This window comes from Beggiatoa alba B18LD (genome assembly GCF_000245015.1).
Classification (GTDB): Bacteria; Pseudomonadota; Gammaproteobacteria; order Beggiatoales; family Beggiatoaceae; genus Beggiatoa; species Beggiatoa alba.
In genome coordinates this window covers 3,136,988-3,157,839 of sequence record NZ_JH600070.1, presented here as the reverse complement: position 1 = coordinate 3,157,839, position 20,852 = coordinate 3,136,988, and the positions used below count along the sequence as shown (strand labels likewise).

14 protein-coding genes are annotated in these 20,852 nt (G+C 41.4%); 4 read left to right on the top strand and 10 right to left on the bottom strand.

Annotation, left to right across the window (positions count from 1 at the left end; translation table 11 throughout):
- The first annotated feature begins 21 nt into the window (after positions 1-21).
- A complete protein-coding gene (locus tag BEGALDRAFT_RS12790) occupies positions 22-1,233 on the top strand; it encodes a tryptophan--tRNA ligase (RefSeq protein WP_002690604.1) in 1,212 nt (403 codons plus the stop codon).
- A gap of 226 nt (positions 1,234-1,459) precedes the next feature.
- Positions 1,460-2,332 carry a hypothetical protein gene (locus BEGALDRAFT_RS12785; protein ID WP_040294967.1) on the top strand — a complete coding sequence of 291 codons (873 nt, stop codon included), beginning with the start codon at positions 1,460-1,462 and terminating at the stop codon, positions 2,330-2,332.
- Here the strand turns inward: BEGALDRAFT_RS12785 and BEGALDRAFT_RS12780 are convergent.
- The 5 genes from BEGALDRAFT_RS12780 to BEGALDRAFT_RS12760 form a co-directional block, all read right to left on the bottom strand.
- A complete protein-coding gene (locus BEGALDRAFT_RS12780; RefSeq protein ID WP_002690602.1) occupies positions 2,329-5,328 on the bottom strand; it encodes a DEAD/DEAH box helicase in 3,000 nt (999 codons plus the stop codon). The two genes, BEGALDRAFT_RS12785 and BEGALDRAFT_RS12780, sit on opposite strands and share 4 nt — an antisense overlap.
- 474 nt (positions 5,329-5,802) lie before the next feature.
- Complete coding sequence (locus BEGALDRAFT_RS12775) at positions 5,803-6,576, bottom strand: FKBP-type peptidyl-prolyl cis-trans isomerase (protein ID WP_002690600.1); 774 nt, start codon at positions 6,574-6,576, stop codon at positions 5,803-5,805.
- A gap of 363 nt (positions 6,577-6,939) precedes the next feature.
- Positions 6,940-7,470 (bottom strand): flavodoxin domain-containing protein, encoded by a 531-nt coding sequence (locus BEGALDRAFT_RS12770; protein WP_002690598.1) that lies wholly within the window; start codon positions 7,468-7,470, stop codon positions 6,940-6,942.
- A gap of 30 nt (positions 7,471-7,500) precedes the next feature.
- Complete coding sequence (locus BEGALDRAFT_RS12765; protein WP_002690596.1) at positions 7,501-8,643, bottom strand: hypothetical protein; 1,143 nt, start codon at positions 8,641-8,643, stop codon at positions 7,501-7,503.
- Between the two features lie 109 nt (positions 8,644-8,752).
- Positions 8,753-10,444, bottom strand: coding sequence for an NB-ARC domain-containing protein (locus BEGALDRAFT_RS12760; protein ID WP_002690594.1), 1,692 nt, complete (start codon positions 10,442-10,444; stop codon positions 8,753-8,755).
- A gap of 692 nt (positions 10,445-11,136) precedes the next feature.
- On the opposite strand from BEGALDRAFT_RS12760, the gene relA reads away from it, so the two are divergent.
- Together relA and BEGALDRAFT_RS12750 are read left to right on the top strand one after the other, a co-directional pair.
- A complete protein-coding gene (gene relA / locus BEGALDRAFT_RS12755; RefSeq protein ID WP_002690592.1) occupies positions 11,137-13,341 on the top strand; it encodes a GTP diphosphokinase in 2,205 nt (734 codons plus the stop codon).
- Positions 13,342-13,520: 179 nt separating this feature from the next.
- Positions 13,521-14,483: a PDC sensor domain-containing protein gene (locus BEGALDRAFT_RS12750; RefSeq protein WP_002690591.1), complete on the top strand. Its 963-nt coding sequence runs from the start codon at positions 13,521-13,523 to the stop codon at positions 14,481-14,483.
- Here the strand turns inward: BEGALDRAFT_RS12750 and cutA are convergent.
- From cutA to BEGALDRAFT_RS12725, 5 genes are all read right to left on the bottom strand, one after another.
- Positions 14,448-14,810, bottom strand: coding sequence for a divalent-cation tolerance protein CutA (gene cutA, locus BEGALDRAFT_RS12745; RefSeq protein ID WP_002690589.1), 363 nt, complete (start codon positions 14,808-14,810; stop codon positions 14,448-14,450). The genes BEGALDRAFT_RS12750 and cutA overlap by 36 nt on opposite strands.
- A gap of 148 nt (positions 14,811-14,958) precedes the next feature.
- A complete protein-coding gene (recD, locus tag BEGALDRAFT_RS12740; protein WP_002690587.1) occupies positions 14,959-16,782 on the bottom strand; it encodes an exodeoxyribonuclease V subunit alpha in 1,824 nt (607 codons plus the stop codon).
- A gap of 133 nt (positions 16,783-16,915) precedes the next feature.
- Complete coding sequence (locus BEGALDRAFT_RS12735; protein ID WP_081484180.1) at positions 16,916-17,629, bottom strand: AIM24 family protein; 714 nt, start codon at positions 17,627-17,629, stop codon at positions 16,916-16,918.
- 14 nt (positions 17,630-17,643) lie between these two features.
- Entirely contained in the window at positions 17,644-18,828 is a 1,185-nt protein-coding gene (locus tag BEGALDRAFT_RS12730) for a coiled-coil domain-containing protein (RefSeq protein ID WP_002690585.1), read from the bottom strand.
- A 226-nt stretch (positions 18,829-19,054) separates the two neighbouring features.
- Positions 19,055-20,827, bottom strand: coding sequence for an N-acetylglutaminylglutamine amidotransferase (locus tag BEGALDRAFT_RS12725; RefSeq protein ID WP_002690583.1), 1,773 nt, complete (start codon positions 20,825-20,827; stop codon positions 19,055-19,057).
- Positions 20,828-20,852 lie beyond the last annotated feature (25 nt).

The following is a 20,852-nucleotide window of genomic DNA, read 5'->3' as shown; positions in this document are numbered from 1 at the left end:
AAAAATCTAAGGAGAACAGGGTTGAGTTTAGTGACTTCACAAAGGGTACTGTCTGGCATGAGACCGACAGGTCAACTACACCTAGGACATTATCACGGTGTGTTAAAAAATTGGATAAAACTGCAATACGAATACCGCTGTTTTTTCTTTGCGGCTGATTGGCACGCTTTAACCACACAATATGATGATGTCAGCATGATAGCGTCCAATGTTTGGGATATGCTCATCGATTGGCTCTCCGTTGGGGTGAATCCCAGTGAAGCAACTATTTTTATTCAATCTAAAGTGCCTGAACATGCTGAATTGCATTTATTGCTCTCTATGTCCACGCCCCTAAGTTGGTTAGAACGTGTCCCGACCTACAAAGACCAACAACAGAAGTTAAAAGATAAAGATTTATCAACTTATGGTTTTCTCGGCTATCCCTTATTACAAAGTGCGGACATTTTAGTTTATAAAGCAGGGCTTGTGCCCGTTGGTGAAGACCAAGTTGCACATATTGAAATCACCCGCGAATTAGCCCGCCGTTTTAATTTCCTCTATGGTCGTGAACCTGATTTTCAAGAAAAAGCGAAAGAAGCTATACGGAAAATGGGGAAAAAGAACGCTAATTTATACAATGAGTTGCGCAAGCGTTACCAAGAACAAGGCGATGCAGAAGCCTTAAGCACCGCACAAGTGTTAGTGAATGCCCAGCAAAATATCAGCTTAGGCGATAAAAAACGCCTGTTAGGCTTCTTAGAAGGGGAAACCCGTACGATTCTGCCTGAGCCTGAAGCGTTATTGACAGAAACCTCAAAAATGCCTGGTTTAGATGGGCAAAAAATGTCCAAATCGTATGGCAATACCATTACTTTGCGCGATACGCCTGTCAATGTTGAGCAAAAAGTTCGCACGATGCCAACCGACCCCGCCCGAATTCGGCGCACAGATGCGGGCGAGCCTGAAAAATGTCCCGTTTGGCAATTACATAAAATCTATTCACCTGAAGATGTTAAAGCGTGGGTACAAGAAGGCTGTAGAAGCGCGACCATTGGCTGTATTGAGTGTAAACAGCCTGTAATTGAAGGAATTAAAGCAGAATTAACACCAATTCAAGAAAAATGTCGCCGTTATCAAGAATCGCCTGAAACCGTGCGTGCGATTATGAGCGAAGGCTGTGAAAAAGCCCGCGCAGTCGCACGGGAAACGTTAGAAGAAGTTCGTCAAGTCATGGGCTTATCTTATCGTTAGTTAGCCTAACCTGAGTTCGGCGAGATTTTTAAAAAGACAAGCATTTGTCTCAATCAGGATTTTCAGGATTAACAGGCTTTAAACCTCTTAAACCAAGTAATGCGAATCACGCTTTTTAATCCTGCTAATTCTGAAAATTCTGTGAATTCTGATTCAGACAAAAAAAACCTGCTAGGTTTTCAAAACCTAGCAGGTTTTTTCCGATGTGAGCCAAAGAAAAGACGAGATGTTCACCTTTTCCCCTTCCCCTCTGCAAGCAATCACATGGGCTGATAAACAATGCTGGGTAAAACGCGACGATTTACTACACCCAACACTTAACGGCAATAAAGCCCGCAAATTACTGTATTACTTGCAACATGATTTCCCCAATAAAACAACATTGGTTTCCTGTGGGGGCAATCAATCCAATGCCATGCTGGCGTTAGCAATACTTGCGCAATTAAAACAGTGGCAATTTTGCTACTATCTCAAGCCATTACCACAAGCATTACATCAACAAACACATGGTAATTTTCAACAAGCCGTCGCGTTAGGTATGAATTATCGAGAAATCATGGATTTTTCACAGATTCATTTAGCACCAACTGATTTATGGATACCACAAGGGGGCGCGAGTGCTGAAGCCAGTTGGGGGTTACAAACCTTAGCGGATGAATTAACAATTTTTATTCAGGAAAAACAATTAACCGATGTCGGGATTTTTGTCCCCTCTGGGACAGGCGCGACCGCTTTTTATTTACAACAGTTTTGTGATTATCCAGTTTATACAACGCCTTGTGTTGGTTCTTCTGCTTATTTGCAAGATAGTTTTTGCCAATTAGCGATTGAACAAAACGCACGTTATCCCATTATTTTAGAACAGCCTCAAAAACGTACTTTTGGTAAACCTGACCCAACTTTATTCGCAATTTGGCAAGAATGTTGTGCAAAGACGGGTATTGAATTTGATTTATTGTACGACCCTTTAGGTTGGTTAGCGTTACAAACTCATCAAGCGACATTACCCAACCAATTGATTTATATTCATTGTGGTGGATTAACGGGTAATCCAAGCATGTTGGCACGTTATCAGCGATTGTTACGCCCTCGTTCTTAAGCAGGACTCAAAGGCTCAAACAAAGCATCTAAATCAGCGGGAGACAGTTGCAACGCGCCTTGTCCTGTTCCTGCAAATAATGCATCTGCCAATTGTTTTTTACGCTCTTGTAATGCCTGAATTTTTTCTTCAACCGTGCCTGTCGTGATGAATTTATAAACAAAAACATTTTTATCTTGTCCAATCCGATGAGCGCGGTCAGTTGCCTGCTCTTCAACCGCAGGATTCCACCACGGGTCATAATGTATCACTGTATCAGCGGCGGTTAAATTCAGCCCTGTACCGCCCGCTTTAAGACTGATAAGAAAAACAGGCACGTCTTGCTCCTGAAAACGGGCAATCACTTCGCTCCGTTTTTGTGTTTGCCCCGTTAAGCTGACGTAAGGAATTGAGACTTGCTGAAAAGCATCCGCGATAAGGCTTAACATGCTGGTAAATTGTGAAAATATAAGAATTTTCCGCCCTTCCTCTATCATTTCTGGAACTAAATCCATCAATAAATTGAGTTTTGCCGATTGTTTTACTTTTTTCGCACTGGGGAGTGAGACCAGACGCGGGTCACAACAAACTTGTCTGAGTTTTAATAGGGCATCAAGGATAATCAATTGACTTTTTGCCATGCCTCTTTCTGCAATTTCTTTACGGACTTTATCATGCATTGCAAGGCGAATTGTTTCGTATAGGTCTAATTGCGCCCCTTCTAGGTTAATCATGCGGATAATTTCATTTTTTTCGGGTAATTCGCTGATAACATGCTCTTTTGTCCGACGCAGCATAAAGGGTTTAATGCGTTTGGATAAGGCTTGATGACGTAAAGTATCCCCTTCTTTTTCAATCGGTTTACGGAAGTGTTGATGGAAATATTTTTTAGTGCTGAGTAAACCTGGCATGAGAAAATGAAACAATGACCAAATTTCGCCTAAATGATTTTCTAGCGGTGTGCCTGTTAAGCAAAGACGATGATTAGCTTTGATTTGATGCGCAACTAATGTTGCTTTCGCATTAGGATTTTTAATATTTTGCGCTTCATCTAGGATTAATAAGTGATATTCGTGTTGTAGTAAAAAAACCTTATCACGAGCCAGTAATGGGTAAGTCGTGAGAATTAAATCATGCTCATGAATTTGTTCAAATTGTTCTTTGCGTTGCAATCCTTGCAAAATGAGTACGCGCAAGGTAGGAACAAATCGATGAGCTTCAGCTCGCCAATTGCCCATTAAACTGGTGGGGGCAACAATTAAGCAGGGTTTAGTCAAACGTCCTTGATATTTTTCAATGGCGATATGTCCTAAGGTTTGTACCGTTTTACCAAGTCCCATATCATCGGCAAGAATGCCACCGAGTTGATATTCGCGGAGAAATTGTAGCCAATTGACACCATGTTGTTGATAAGGTCTTAGCGTTGCGTGAAATTGGCTTGGTAAATGAATGGTTTTAATGCCTTGAAAATCCCTTAGTTTACGTCCTAACGCCAGTAGTTTTTCTCCGCCAAACCAGCGCAGTTGAATCGCGCCTAAGCTAGCTTCTAATTCTATCAATTGCGCCGCTTGTAAATGGTTGAGTTGTAAGCGTCCTGTTTCATCTAAGACAGTGTCGTCTAGCAGTTCAATTAAGACGCTGAGAATATTGCGCACCCGTCCAACCGCAATTGGTAATAAACGGTTATCAGCTAAACGAATCGGTAAGGTTGTATTATCAGGTAGGTTTAATAATTTATATAACTCTTGCGTAGTTGCCGTTTTTTTCAGCAGTTGCACTAAGAGCGGTAAAAGATTTATCCGCTTACCATCAATTTTGATACCTAATGATAGGCTAAACCAATCCATGCCTGTGGTTTCGTCAATTTCGCCATACCATTCTTCAATAGATTCAGGGCGTACAGTGTGATACTGGTAATTTTTATCGATATCAATTTCCCAACCTTCTGCTTGTAATTGGGGCAGGGCATACATGAAAAAGTGGGACAGATGTTCTTCTAAACGGTAAGAATCGCGTAGCAGGGAAACATTGGGCAAATAATTAAAGGCGTAGCGTTGTGGTGTTGCAAACAGTTGAATATTTTCAGGGTGTTCATGGACAGGAATAAATTGCAGTTCTTGTAATTTTTCTCGGGCAGCTTGTTCTGTTTTGACATCACGGGTGATGGTAATGCGTACTTCATTGAGCGTATCTAAATATGAAAATGTCTCCGCTTGTGGAATTAGGCTATCAATGGTTTTATTTTTATAGCAAAAATAGAGTTTTGCAAAAGGGACACTTTCATGAAATTTATGGGCGCGATTTTGTATAGCAGGGACAACAGCTTGATTAAATAAGATGAGACGAATTTTAGGGGGGTCAGTTTCTTGGCGGTCTTGATAGTTAAAAATGGGTTTGGGAATGGTGAGCGTTGGGACTAGATGTTCTAATTGAATGCAAACTTGTGTTGCTTCTTCTGTTTTTAAAACAGGGGCTCTAGTAACCATCAGCGCGACAGGGTTCGGTAAGCCTGTTATCAGTTCGCCACACTCGTGCGTTGTCGTATCGATGTACCACAGCGGCATTAAAGGAAGAATATGCGCGTTATTATCCCCTTGAAAAGTAAAATGTAGCATGTGGGTTTTATTGGGCTGTTCTGTCCAATGGAGTGTTGCTTGACGGGCTTTGCCTTGTATGAGTGCGGGGGTATTGAGTTTTTCCCAATGACAACGTGCTGTTTTTAAAATTTTGCTTAAAATTTCAGTTGTTACATGGTCAGTGGGCATTAACGAGAATGTTTTAATAGATTCAGTGGAACGAATTTGATTAATTTCTCTCAGCGAATTAATGATGTCCTCATCGATAGTGGACAAAGGATGAGGGCGCAGAGTATTCAATGAAAAGGAGGGAGATTGGTTAGTCTGATGGGGATAGCATAACTCAACTGTTAATATTTTATTTTGATTAGCAATTTTTTTTAATTGGAGTAAATACAGTAAATCTAGTGGGGTTTGTTTGGGGAGGTTGCTTGTTTTCATCCGATTTCTTAAGGCATTTTCTCAAAGATTGTGTTGTATTTACGCGAAATTGTGAAAATAATGGGTTTATTCAGGGCAAATGAGAAGATTCATTATAAATCTGCTTGGTGTGAAAGCGTAGATTAAACTTATTCTATCGAGGATTTTTGTCTTTCTTTAACCTGAGTTCGGCGAGATTCTTTTAAAAAGACAACAGCTTGTCTGGTGAATTCCGATGAAAAACAAGAGAATAATCTCTGCCAGTCCTTCAACCCTTTTCGCGTGTTCCGACAGACCTGCTAGGTTTTGAAAACCTAGCAGGTCTCTGTTTTATTTTATAAAACTCGCCGAACTCAAGTTTCTTTAGCATATTAAGCAGGAAACAGAGAAAAAAAGTACATAAAAAAACCCAGCAGATTTTTAAGTATCTGCTAGGTCTTTAATAACACAATGATTTAAAGACATTGTGTTAGTTAATAGCCCGTTGACAAATGGTTATTGTTTAGCAGGCTCAGTTTTTTGTTCAATTTTTAAATCTTTTAAGTCAATTTTTTCCTCTTTTGAGGTTTCTTCTTTCTTCTCTTCGCCAACGGATAATAATTCGATGTCGAATATTAATGTTGAATTAGGCTCAATGGTTTCGCCCATTGCGCGTTCGCCATAGGCTAATTTGGCAGGAATAAATAATTGCCATTTAGAGCCTTCTTTCATGAGTTGTAAGGCTTCTGTCCAGCCTGCAATCACGCCATTAACAGGGAAAGTAGCGGGTTGACCACGAGAATAAGAGCTGTCGAACTCTTTGCCGTTGATTAACGTGCCTTTGTAGTGAGTGGTCACGGTGTCGGTTAATTTGGGGGTTTTCCCAGCACCTTCAGTGATGACTTTGTATTGTAAGCCACTGGGCAATGTGGTAACGCCTTCTTTCTTTTTATTTTCTTCTAGGAACTTGTCGCCTTCAGCCTGATTTTTTTCGGCGGTGGCTTTACGTTTGGCTTCGAGTTGTGCCATGCGCTCTTTTTGGAAAGTCGCGATGGTTTCTTGCATTTGTTCTTCTGTCAGTGCGGCGGTTTTGCCTTCATATGCATCGCGCAAGCCTTGCATGACGGTGTCAACATTGACTTTGAGGTCTTGTTTTTTGATGTTACTACCGACTTGATGACCAATGGTGTAGCTGAGTTTGTCTTCAGGGGCTTTAGCAGCTTCTTCAGCAAGGACGAGTTGGGTGCTTAATAAACTAGCAGTTAAGACAGAAAGATAACGTAATTTCATTGAGTTTATCCAGAAAATGAGTTTTGGGTTGGTTGCAAGTAATTTGGTGTCACTGTTGTTTCTCATGTCAGTAGGATAAACAGGATTTATCAGTTAGCTGTTGTCTCTGCTGACCATTAATTAAGCTGATTGTCTTAAAAAAACGAAAAGGTGCATTTTTATAATTGCATTTTAGTTTCTATTAGCTAATCAGTTAGTAGAACAGTTAATAAGAACAGGTAATTATAGTGTCCCTTGAAAATGATGTAAATCATTTTAGCGTAAAATGCGGTTTATTTTGTATAAATCAATATTTATGTCTATTTTATAGGGTTAATTATGCTGAGATTAAAAAAATTTAACGATTTGGTAGGGGGTTAAAAGTCATTTTTCTGTGGGTTGAGAGGGGGGCGGTAGCAGGCGTTTTGCTAATTGGTCTGCCCATTCGCGCACACTGTGGAAGTTGCGATAATCGCCTTCAGGGAGTCCTGTTATTTTTGCGACTAGCCACCAGAAGTATTTTAAGCGTTTATCGCGGACAAGTGCGCCTGCAAAGAGTCCAATTTCTACAGGGTGTAATAGGTCTTTGATGGGGTTTAGGACAGTGAGGGCTTTTTCTCGGGTCGTTTGCGTGTCTTCGCGCAGGGTCATACCGACAATGAAATAAGCAATTTGTTTATGTTTAAGCACTTGTTGGTGAACAACGATAAAGCGGAGTGCTTCAGGTAGCCAAGCCATATCACGAATAGGGCTACCAATAATGACGATGTCGTAAGTTTGTAGGTCTTTAACATCTAAGATAAAACGGAGTTCAACATCTGCCCCATGCCGAACAAAGACTTCTCCAATGGCTTGGGCAATTCCTTGTGTAGAGCCTGCACGACTGGCATAGGTAATTAATACTTTTTTTTTCATTTTTTTATTGATGGGTCAAGATTTCAAAATTCAATGGTAGTAAGGATTAATCCATGTACGGCGTGATTTTTCATAAATGAGACTGTATGTCATATTTATGACGGTTTCTAAGTCTAGGGCATCTAAACGTAATTTTAGTTCAAAGGCATCGATGCCTGCGGAAAGTTCAATAATGGTGCTTTTGATACGATTCAGTTTTTGGGTGGAGTGCACAATAATATCGTGTGGATTACGTTCTCCATTTTTAAGGATTGCTTTGTATTTATTAGCTAAACTTTCATGTTCACTCAGTTTTAAGTAATTTTTGACGCTGCGATAGAGTAATTTGATATTTTCACGAATTTCTTTGAGTTTAAACAAAATATTTAATACGCTGGATGCAAGAAATAAGACTTTTAATTCATCAGGTAAGCGTTTATCCGCAGGGATATCGCCGACATCATCCCCTTCTGTCCCGTCAATCAGGGTTTCGGAAATGCCAATAACGATGAGCAGTTTATCATTGAGCAAGCCAATGAGTTTATCACTTACATCGTTAATATGTTCAAATTGTAATTTAGCATCTAGCTGTTTTAAGCTCGCGTTATTGTGTTCTAATGCATTAATAATATTTGTTAATTGGGGGTCTTCTAATTTGCCGAGTAAGGCGTTCGTGATTTCTATCAGCACTAAATCGGTGTTGTAGTCTTCTTCCTCTTTATCTTTGGTTTTTAATAAGACTTTAATCACAGGGGTTAGTTTGTTAATCCATAGGATATTACGGGTCGTTTTAATAATACTGAGGACGATATTGTCTATATTATGGGTGAGTTCTTTGAGAAGCTTTTGTTGTGTCGCAGGCAGGCTACGGGTTTGTTCTAGTTTTAAATGTTTATTGTATTGATTTAAAGTCACCATTGATTGATGTAAGGCGGCACAATCTACTTTATTTTCTAAATTTATTTCATAGATGCTTGCCGCCGCTAAATTCATGGTGCGTTCTATGCTGAGAAGTTTCTGCGACTCTTCGTATAGGCGCATATATTTCCGCATATTCATAAATTCATAAAGCCGCTCTTCCAAGCTATGAAAAATTCGGTCGAAATAATTCATCATGGATGTGTGGGCGTTATTATTACGCGCTTTAGGAATTTTTAGCGGTTGTTTTTTGTTGGTTGATTTGCTATCAGCCATAGCACCTTCAACACCTCTTTTATGGTGTATCTCGTCTATTAAATAGACGGTTTGTCTTTATAGATGATGAGACAAAACTCCCCCTGCTGTCCTGCGTTTCTGTCAGTGTTTAGGTTGGGGGATGCCAATCTGGTGTTACTTCTTTTGCTTGATTGAGTAAGGTCTGAATATCGGATGAGGGTTTGCCCCAAAGTTGCTCAAGCAATTTGTCCGCCAATTTGTGCTTATCTTTGACTAAAACATTAGCAGCGCGTTGTAGTGCCTGTTTAACCGTCGTGACATCAGTATCGTCTTCTAGTAGGTCAAAATCTTGTATTAAATTATGCAGATAAGTTGCCCGTAGTTTGTTATTCAGCCAATCAAAATCCATCAACAGGGTTTTAAGTTCGCGCGTTCTTTCAGCTGCGAGCAGGTGTAAGCAGAGATATTCAAAGAAATAACCATCATCGGGTCCTTTTGCCCAGCCATGAGGTTGGCAGTAACGGCGATAAGCGGCAAGCAAGTGTGTATGCAATTTATCTAAGTCTGCAAATTCACATAAATAATCATGTTGATAGGGATGTAGATGCACATCGCTACGGGGTGAATCGCTGTTGAAATATAACAAGCCTTGTGCATTGAGTTGTTGAATAAAGTTATAAGCGGTTTCATCGGGCAGATGATAGAGATAACGCCAGAGTAAGACGATGGCAGCTTGCGGAATTTTTGTATAGTCTGCAAATACGCCTAAGGTTAAGTAATACTCGCCATAATCGCCTAAGGCTTCTACATTGAGATGTAGTGCTTGTAATAAAGAGACTGGATGCGCTTCAGGAAAATCAAGGGTTCTATCTTGTAACTGTGTTAATAAACCTGTCCAATCTGGTTTTGCGGTGGCTTTCGCAAGTTGGGCAGATAATTTTAGGGCAGTGGGGGAATATTCGCAGGTGTTAAACAGTGCTGTCAAATCAGCGGGTAATGGCTCTGGTAAAGGTTGCGTGTAACATTGTTTAAAATAATCAATTGCCTGCTCTTTCGTAAATGCCTCTAAGGTATAGCTTTGTAAACTGGGCATGAAATGCTTTAAATCGTCAGCAATTTCAGGATGACAGGACGTAATCAGTAATTGACAAGCTTTTCCCAACCCTGAAAAAGCCATGACATCGCGTACATCATAAACATCATCGAGAATAAATAAGCAGGCTCTCCCTTTTCCAATCCCGCGTAAAATCGTTAATCCTTCCTCTGCACTGATAAATTCAGGTGTACCGATTGCAGAAATATTAAATGCCCGAATCAAGGCTTGCTGATGAGCAATAATATCAGGCTGCGACCCCATATTAATCCAGAAAATCCCCTCAGAAAAAGCGCGACGAACAGAAATATCATGTGCCAATACAATTGCTTGCAAAGATTTACCACGACCGCTTGGGGCGAGGAATAAAATAGGATTTTTTTGCCCATCTGCGCCTTCAGCAAGCGTAGGTTTAACCACTAATTTAGCTTTTAGCTCATTAAAAATCGGTGCAGGTAGGCAATAATCAGGTAAGGCAGGAACGCCATGTAATTTAGCAGGCGCGCCTAATTTTTGCTCATCCTCTTTATCCCCCCCCGATTGCTGTGCTGTTAGCGTGACTAATTTCTTTTGAGCCTCGACAAGCTCTTGCTGAATATCATTAATTTTCCCTACTAATACAAGATGCTGTGCCTCATTTTTTTCCTGCGCTAACTTCTGCTGTAACTCCGCTAAGGATTCATTTAATAATGTAGTATCTTGTTTTAATAATGTAATTTCTTGTTCTAATGTGAATTCATCAGACATGTAAACACCTCTTTAATTTTTACTTTCTACTTTTATGGTATTGAAACGCAGGAAGTATTCACGGATAACGAGTTATTGACTAGCAAGTTATTCAGTTATACCCGCTTAAACAAACAGACATCGACACTATTCAGAAAACTGGATGTTTTTAGCAGATAAATATATTAAGCGAAGAAAATACTTGAAGTTTGAATTTTAGATAATTGATAGGTCTTGTGTATTCTAAGAGTTTTTTTAAAAAGATGCCTACAAATTTTTTATAATCATCGGTTGCAAAAATTCCGACAAGAAAAGTCTGTGATTGATTCCGATACACACAGCACCATTTTCAACCGCCTGCGACAAAGACCCTCCCCCAAACATTTGCTTATAAAGCAAGTCAAAAATCATACCGACAAATGTTGGCACGATTACTGTAATCCCTATATCGCTTTTGGTATCATATGCTGATCACCCTGTTAAACTTAGCAATTATACTATACATATCAAAATATTAGTATGATGTTATCTCACGACACAAAATTAGATGCAATCCCATTTTGGGGCAATAGAAAACAAATCATCGTAAATAGGGATTTCCCCTTTTCAACGAACAATTCACCCTTATAGTGCTAACAACGTATTTAGACTGGATACGCGCTATCCGACAGGCTTAATGTTTTCCGTGTTCTTTCCTACACCGAGTTTCAACAATGGTAAGCGTTAAAGACCCGCTTTTATTGCCCGTTATGGGGAATACACTCAATGTCAACAACTGGTTGACACTCATCATGAAAGGTCGCTCCGCGTCTGAACAACAGGCTATTCAACAAGCGTATCAATTCGCCTGCGAAATTTATCAAGAACAAACCCGCCCATCGGGAGAACCTTATTTAATACATGTCTTAACCGTTGCCGATATTTTGGCAGATTTAGGCATGGATACAGATGTATTAGTTGCAGCTATCCTGCATGAAGCCCTAGATCAACATTTTTCCCTAGAAACGATACAAAACCGCTTTGGTAAAGTCGTCACCAATTTATTAGACGGTGTCAATAAAATGCGTTTTATTGATAACCTCATTGAATATCAAAAATTTTCTGAAGAATCTCAAGAAGCTGAAGGCTTGCGCAAAATGTTATTGGCAATGGTCGAAGATGTGCGCGTTGTGCTCATCAAACTTGCTGACCGCTTGCACAACATGCGCACCCTCAAACATTTACCGATTGATGTCCAAAAACGTTTTGCCCAAGACACCCTTGATATTTTCGTCCCCTTAGCAAACCGCTTAGGCATTTGGCAAATAAAATGGGAATTAGAAGACCTTGCCCTACGCTACTTACATGCTGATGAATACCAAGAAATTGCACGTAAACTGGATGAAAAGCGCGTCGATAGAGAGCGTTATATCGCCCAAGTGATTCAAATCTTACAAGAAGAACTCCGCCAAGCTGGGATAAAAGGCGATGTGATGGGGAGACCTAAGCACATTTACAGCATTTGGCGCAAAATGCAAAAAAAGAACTTAGATTTTGACCGCATTTACGACATCCGCGCCGTGCGCGTGCTCGTTCACAATGTTCACGACTGCTATTTAGCCCTAGGACTGATACACAGCAAATGGAAACACCTGCCCAGCGAATTTGACGACTACATCAGCAATCCTAAACCAAATAACTACCAATCATTACACACCGCCGTTTATGGTCCTGAAGATAAAGTCTTTGAAGTACAAATTAGAACAGAAGCCATGCACCACCACGCCGAATTAGGCGTTGCCTCACACTGGCGATATAAAGAAAATAGCTTAGGCTACGATAAAAATTTCGAGCAAAAAATTGGCTGGCTTCGCAAAGTCCTCAAAATGAAAGAGGAAAATACCGAAGGGGATGTCGATTTTATCGACCAATTTAAATCCGAAATTTTAGATGACCGCGTCTATGTTATGTCCCCACAAGGCAAAGTCCTAGACCTGCCCACAGGCTCAACCCCGCTCGATTTCGCCTACCATATCCACACCAGCCTTGGACATCGTTGCCGTGGCGCGAAAATCAACAACCGCATTGTTTCACTCAACTACATTTTAAAAAGTGGCGACCAAGTCGAAATTCTCGCCGCCAAAGACGAACGCCCCAGCCGCGACTGGCTTGTACCTCATTTCAACTATTTAAAAACCTCGCGGGCGCGTTCTAAAGTCAAACAATGGCTGAAAAAACAAGATGAAAAACAACATCTCCGCGATGGACGTACCCTATTAGAACGCGAACTGCGACGGCTGAATTTACACGAAGTCAACTACGACAAACTCGCAACACGCTTTAAACTAGAAAACGCTGAACAACTCATGCTTGCCTTAGGGCGTGGTGATTTAACCCTACAACAAATCGCCCACGCACTCAACGAACAAGTATTTCCCGAAAAAACCCCGATTTACCCTGTTACCACCCAACCCTATAAAACCGACGGCATCATCATCAAAGGCGTTGGCGGATTACTCAGCTACACCGCCCGCTGTTGCAACCCCATCCCCTACGAACCCATTATTGGCTACATCACCAAAGGGCGAGGCGTTGCCATTCACCGCCGTGACTGCCCCCACGCGGTACACTGGCAAGACGAAGAAAACGAACGCCTGATCGAAGTCACATGGAGTCGACAAGATGCACAAACAAAACCCGTTTTCCCTGTAGATATTCAAATTCATGCCTATGACCGTACAGGACTACTCCGCGACATTACCGTTATCGCCGCTAACGAAAACATCAACATCATCGCAGTCAACACCATCAGCAACAAAGCAGAACACATGGCAAGAATGCAATTTACCTTAGAAGTAAGCAACTTAGAAGAATTAAGCAATATTTTGGCACGTATAGACAACCTACCCAACGTCATTGAAGCCTACCGCAAGATATAAATAAAAATGGCTCACAACAAAAAGACTTAACAGAATTAACCCGACACAACGCAAATCCAAAAAATGCAACACCATGCAAACTGCTAGAATCTGATACAATTCACCCGCATTTTTAATGGTCGCGCTACGACGGGCGCGACTCCACATTGTCTAACACCATCAAGATGGGGGAAATCATCATGTGGATTAAACAAACCATTGGTGAACAACGCAAAGTCCTAACATCCTTGCTTGAACCACCAATGCTAAATTTGTCCAAACTGTGCGTTTCCGCATGGACAGATGTCAACGCCTTAGACCAACTGTTAAACACGCAATTTACCACAGTACCCCATTGTCACCTGATTTACGTCATCGACAAAATGGGCAAACAAATCAGCTCAAATATCCGTGCAAACCAACAAATAGACATGGATTTTCGTGGACAAGACCTCTCGCGCCGTCCCTACTCCGTCAGCCTCTACCCCAAACGACACTTTATGCTGTCCTCCGTCTATATCAGCAATACCACAGGTCGCCCCTGTATCAGTGCTGTACAACCCATTATTGACGAACAACAATTTCTTGGCTTTCTCGTCGCAGACTTCGATATTGCAGAAATTCCCGTTTCAATGGCATCAACACAAAGCACATCCCTGCTTACCCCCAAAGAAATGCGCAATCCCGCAACCAATGGTCAAGCATCCCGCGTCGTACAAGCACGCACCATCAGCCCCCTAGACCAACATATTCACGAAATCAACGAAGTCCTAGAACGACTGATAAAACAATATGGTATATTTCACTGCACCCTGCACTACTCCAGCGCACAAGTCATGCTCTGGCATGTTTACGACCCCTACCAATACCGCCTATTTACCATAGAACAACTCTTTGACTCAGAAACCATCATGAACTATCCGCTGAGTCCCTACCCACCACAAGCACAACTCCCCGCGAAGAATATTCGCACAGTCCTAGACCGCTTTCGTACCCTGCGCCTTGCCCACGAAAGAATTTACTTACGCTCAGGCTCTATCAACATCATGAATGGTATGGTTGGACTCAGCTTCTCAACCGAAGGCTCACAATACCTCCCTGTTGATGTATTCCTAAGCAAAGACCTTTCATTCTGGTTTGGACAATCCGCCGTCAACGAATGAATGCGCAAGGGTTACTTCATTAATCCACTGCAAATAACTGGGTAATCCTGCAACAATAGGTAACATAATTAATTCAGGCACTTCATAAGGATGTAACGCTTGTAAAACCTGCTCAACTTGTGCATACAAAAAACGGCGGGTTTTCATCATCAACAACACTTCTGTTTCCTGCTGTACTGTCCCATCCCACAAATACACTGACTGCAAGGCAGGAAAAATATTAACGCACGCAACCAAACGTTCCTCGACCAACGTTGTTGCGATAGACTGCGCAACTTCCATTGTGGGGCAGGTACTTAATAAAATGACATGCTCTCTTGTTTCCATACAAACCTTTCGTTTTTATATCTAAACCGTAATTTATCGAATAACGTAACAAGACAACTTATTGCATGGTTTTCCCCATTTAAAGCATAAACCCGCTAGCATTTAAGACGCTAGTAAGGCTTTTTAAGACATCACAAAAATTTTTATTTCATCCTGTGTGTGCACTCATCAACCCCTCCCCCAACCCCGAATTACGCAAAATCCGCGCTTGTACGGCTTTGGTAAAAACAGGTTCTTTTCCCCAAATACTCACGGTTTTTTTAGCGCGGGTAATGCCTGTATAAAGCAATTCTCGCGTTAAAATCGGCGATTCTTGCTCAGGTAATAACAGTAATACATTATCAAATTCAGAACCTTGACTTTTATGAATCGTCATTGCATAAACGGTTTCATGTTCTGGTAAACGGTTAAGCCAAAATGCGCGAGGTTCTCCGCCATCTGTTGCGGGGAAATAGGCTTGCAATTCATTGCGCGATTCTTGACTCCATAACACTATCCCAATATCACCATTGTATAAATGCGTGGTGTAATCATTTTGGGTGATTAAAATCGGTCGTCCGACATACCAAGGATAATAAGACTTTATTAACCCTTCGGCTTTTAAAATCTGTTCAATCACGCGGTTTACCGCTTCCACGCCATACATGCCCTTGCGTAAGGCGCATAAAATACGAAACTCATCAAATGCTTGTAATATCTTTTGTGGGTCTTGAGAACGTTGATTAATCAGGCTTAAATAATGGCTAAAACCCGCGATAACTTGCTCACGTAATGCTGTTTGTAAACGGGTGTTTATCGGCAAGCTGAACCATTGCACATTAGAATCAGCTGTTTTTAGTGCGTTTAACGCGCCTTGTGCATTCCCTGTTTTAACCGCGTGCGCCACTTTTCCAATACCGCTATTATCATCAAAACGATAACTTTTTCTTAATAACACAATATTTTCACTCAATTTGTTTAAAATCGGGTGACTTGGTGGATTATCTAAAACTGCGCATAAATCGCCTAATACTGTCCCTGCTTCAACAGAAGCCAGTTGGTCTTTATCGCCGAGTAAAATTAAACGGGCGTGGGGCTGAATCGCTTGCACCAGCTTTGCCATTAATGCCAAATCAACCATAGAGGCTTCATCGACAACAATCACATCATAAGGTAGAGGATTTTGTGCATTACGTTGAAAATAGGGAGAGTTGGGAATACTGCCTAATAAGCGATGAATCGTTGACGTTTCTTGTGGAATTTTTGCTTTTATTTCAACAGAACAACTGAGACGGTGTTTATTTTGGGTAATTGCTTCTTGTAAACGGGCGGCGGCTTTGCCTGTTGGCGCGACAAGGGCAATTTGTAAGTCAGTTTTTTGGGCGAGTAATAGGGCGAGAATTTTAACAACTGTAGTGGTTTTGCCTGTTCCCGGCCCGCCTGAAATAATACAAAAACGGTTTGATACCGCTTGTAATGCTACGGTTCTTTGCCAATCGGTTTCGCCTGCGGGCAGAGTGGAATTATGAAATAAATCATGTAAACCCAGTCTTAAGGTTTCTTGATTCAGTTCTTGTTCTAAGCTATCAGTTTCTGTTAATCGTTGATGAATTTGTCGCGCTAATAGTTGTTCATAATCCCAGTAACGATAGAGATATAAACGGGTTTCTTCTAAAATAAATGGTTTATAGTCGCCTTTTTGTCCAACAACGCGACTGTGTTGCAGACTGTGTAACCATGTGTTTAAGGCGGGAAGTTGTAAACGGGCTGTTTCAGGCAATTCGGTTTCAGGATTAGCGGGAAAAAGTTGACCTGCAAATTGTTTTAAATCTAAGCAAACATGCCCTTGCGCAACCATATAGCTGGTTAATGCGGCACTTAAGGGGATATTGTCATCTTCTGATTGGGCTAAACGGGCAATAAAGCGACTAAAATGTAAATCCATTTCCGATAAAACGGCATTTTCTTGTAAGACAGCTAGACGTTGAAGCATGGATTTTGTCTCTATCATATTGTCTGAGTTAGGATTTACAGAGTTAGTAGGATTAAAAAGCGGTTAGGGTTAGCGGTCTTTAAAGGACTGCCAGCTATTTTACTTATTGTAAAGTAAGGATTTTTTGCAAAAATTAGAAGCCTAACACTTTGCCAACAATACTGCTTAATCCATTTATAACACGAGTAAAGGGATTCGAATTGAGTGCGGCTATTTGATTGGGTGAAACGGTTGCTTGACGAATCACAACGCCATCGCCCATGAAGTGGTAATCGAATAAAGCTTCTTTTTCGCGGAAATATCCCCAAAAAGTTTCATTGCGAATGGTGGTAAATGGGATATTTGCTTGATTACCGATTAATGCGTATTGGTCAACTCTGACGGCTTGTTGAGAGGTTACTTGCTCTAAATGAACCCCGCCTTGTCCATAAACGTAAATAGTGCCTGTTCCATAAAAAATAATATAACGTAAGCGTCCTGTTACCCAGCCATGTAATCGATTCAATACCCAACATTTTTTTAAGTGAACATCGCCTTGTATGGCAATAACATGACGCGGATGTAAAACAACAGCTTGATATTGATTTAAATCGACAGCAATTAGGTGTTTATATGCGTCTTCTTTTGAGCCTAAAGTCAGGCTTGTTTCGGTCATTGTGTCAGGTAATTTAAGAACTTGCATTTCTTTTAAGTTCGCTAGATAGCTCAAAAAAGGATAACGCCAAGACCATAGAAACTTTGTTTTTTTAATAATACCGACAGGGCAATATTGTAGCCAACCCAAGTGAACAAACAGGGTTTCATTCGGTTTCAAAATAATATTTAAAGTGTGATTACCGTTCATCATTTTTCTCTGTTATCTCAATCGATAGTAATCGGCTTGGTATAGCTCGCTTGTTTTGCAATAACGAAGTACCAAAAGCTTTTTTGTAATAAGTTCCCAAAAAGAATCATGAATGCTAAAAAAAACGTGCTAAATAAGTAAGTTTTGAACGTATTCCATAATACATCGTTAAGGTTGAGGAGGGTATTTAACGGGGAAAATTGGGCGACACCATCCGCTTTTAGTTTTTCTAGGCGGTTTTTTTCGTTAATAATTTGTTGTTGTTGCGTGATTAATGTGTCTTTTTGGTTAATTAATGCTTCGTATTTATCTAGCCAACTACTAAAAGGGTTTTGTATCCAATAAGGTTCTTCTTGTTTCAGCACATTTATCTGACTTTTAATATCATTATGTTGTCTTTTCAGGTTGCTCAGTTGTGCGTTGAGGTCTGTAATTTTTTGTTGAAGTCTGGATTCATCAGCGGAATAGCTCATATTGTCTTGCAAGTGTTGTATCACTTTCGCTTGTAGCACTTGCTTAAGTGTTAATTCTCTTTTCTCTGAATTCAATGTGTTAAGTTCACTATTCACTGCATCTTTTTCGTCCCGCCATTGATAGTAAGCAACTGCATTTAAAGGATTAGCAGGATTAGGACGTGTTTCTTTAAGTCTGTTAAGTCTTGCTTCAAGTTCTTTTATTTTTTCAAACCGCAGGTTTAGAACGGCAAGCGTTGTTTCTTGTTCTTTGCTGATTTCTTGGATTTTGCTGGCTAATTCATCTTTTGTCCGTTTTTCTGCCATATCATGTTCATCGATTAAGTATTGATTGCAGGTAGCAACACTTTTATCAAACTCAGCAATCGCTTGATTTTGCGTATTTATAAACGCTTGTTCTGCGGTTTTCCACATGTAGTAATCGAAGGGATGTCGGAAAGGGTTTGGAGCTTGTTGACGTTGTAAAAAGTCTTGGCTAGTACTTTGTAATAGTTTGCCTTTTTTAGACATATCTGTGCAGATTTCTTGCACTTTAGGGTCATTGAAGGCAATAACGGGGATTTTTTTGAGAATTTGTTGAGTTTGTTCTGTTAGGGGAGGTAAGTCTTGTAATTCTAATGTCGTAACCCAGTGATAAAAGGCAGTTCCAGAAACAAAGACGATGGAAACTATTGCAAAGACAAGTATTTTATAGAAAATCCAGCCAAGAACATCAAAAATAAGTTGCATTGTGTTAAATCCATTGTTGGATAATGATTGATTTTACAAAATGCTATCATAAGAGCCTTTAATTTTCATGGAAAAATAGCGTTTTAAAGCATGGTTAGGTATGTTTTTTTACGCTTGTTGAATAGTGCAAATCAGAGAGAAAAAGAGGCAATAGCTGAGGGTGATTGCCTCTTTTTTTCGTTCTTACTGTCTCGCGGGGAACGAGGTGATACTTATCTATATGTTTTTAAAGATGGGTTTGTAACCAAGATTCTAAAAGGGCTAAATGCCATAGTTTACTGCCTTGTAGCGGGGTCATGTAAGCTTCTGGATTAGCAAGGAGTTTGTCGACATAGGTGCGGTTAAATAGTTGGCGTTGTCGACAGGTGTCGGATTGTAGGACTTCTCGCATAAAGGTTAAAAATTCACCACGGACGTATTTTAAAGCAGGGACAGGAAAGTAGCCTTTTGGGCGGTCGATGACGCTGGCAGGGAGGAGTTTGCGGGCGATGGCTTTTAGGGGATATTTGCCATTTTCGCGCATTTTTAAGCTGGGTGGCATTCTGGCAGCGGTTTCAAGCAATTGTTGGTCTAGGAAAGGGACACGGGCTTCTAATCCCCACGCCATTGTCATGTTATCAACCCGTTTAACGGGGTCGTCAACAATTAAGGTGGTGACATCCATGCGTAGCACTTTGTCTAGGAATTCGCTGGCGTTGTCTTGGGCAAGAAGGTTGGCGATGGTTTGCGCGGTGTAGTCTTCGCCGTGGTAGTCGGGGTGTACGGTTTCTAAAAATTCGTTGTGGGTGCGGTCAAAGTAGTAGGGGCGAAAGCGGTCTAAGTCGTTGCCTGTTGCGGCGTTCATGAGGGGATACCAGAAGTATCCGCCAAAGACTTCATCCGCACCTTGTCCGCTTTGAACGACTTTTACGGTTTGTGACACTTGTTCGGCAAGTAGGTAGAAGGCAACAGCATCTTGTCCGACCATTGGTTCTGCCATGTTTTGGATGGCTTCGGGGAGGCGTTGTAGAACTTGGGCGTTGGGTATGGTGTAGCGGTGGTGGCGGGTTTTGTAGCGGGCGACAATTTGGTCTGAGTATTCGAATTCGCTGCCTTTTTCTTCGGGGGCATCTTCAAAGCCAACGGAGAAAGTCAGCAGGTTGTGTGCGTCGTAGTGTTCGGCAAGCAGTCCAACGAGTAGGCTTGAGTCTAATCCGCCTGAGAGGAGTACGCCAACGGGGACATCGGCAACGGAGCGGTGACTGCTGACGGCGTTTTTTAGGGCGGTGTGGGTGAGTTCTATCCAGTCTTGTTCGCTGTAGGTTTCTGCGGGTCGGGTGGCGTTGAGTTGCCAGTAAACGCGCCGTTGTATGTCGCCTTGTTTGTTGATGCTTAGGCTTGTCGCGGGTTCTACTTTGCGAATGCCTTGTAGGATGGTGTAGGGCGCGGGGATAACGGCGTGTAGGGTTAGGTGGTGGTGTAAGCCAATGGGGTCTATTTGTTTGTTGATGCCGTCTGTTGCGAGCAGGGCGGGCATGGTGGAGGCAAAGCGGATAAATTCGGGGGTTTTGACGTAGTAGAGGGGTTTGATGCCAACGCGGTCGCGGGCGAGAAATAAGCGTTGTTGGGTTTTGTCCCAGATGGCGAAGGCGAACATGCCTTGTAGGTAGTTTACGCAGGTATCGCCCCATTCTGCATAGGCTTTTAGGATGACTTCGGTGTCAGTTTCTGATTGGAATTGGTAGCCTTTTTCGATAAGTTCGTGGCGTAGTTCTCGATAGTTGTAAATCGTGCCGTTGAAAACAAGGATTAAATTATGTTGGTTGTCGACCATTGGCTGTGTGCCTCGTTCGGAGAGGTCGATAACGGATAGGCGACGGTGTCCAAAGGCAACGGTATCAGTTTGGTAGTAGCCTTCACTGTCAGGGCCACGTCGAGCGAGTACGCTTGTCATGCGTTTGAGATTGTCGAGTTGCGGGGAGGTATTATCGAAACGTAATTCGCCACAGATGCCACACATAACTGGTTATTACCTTTATATATTT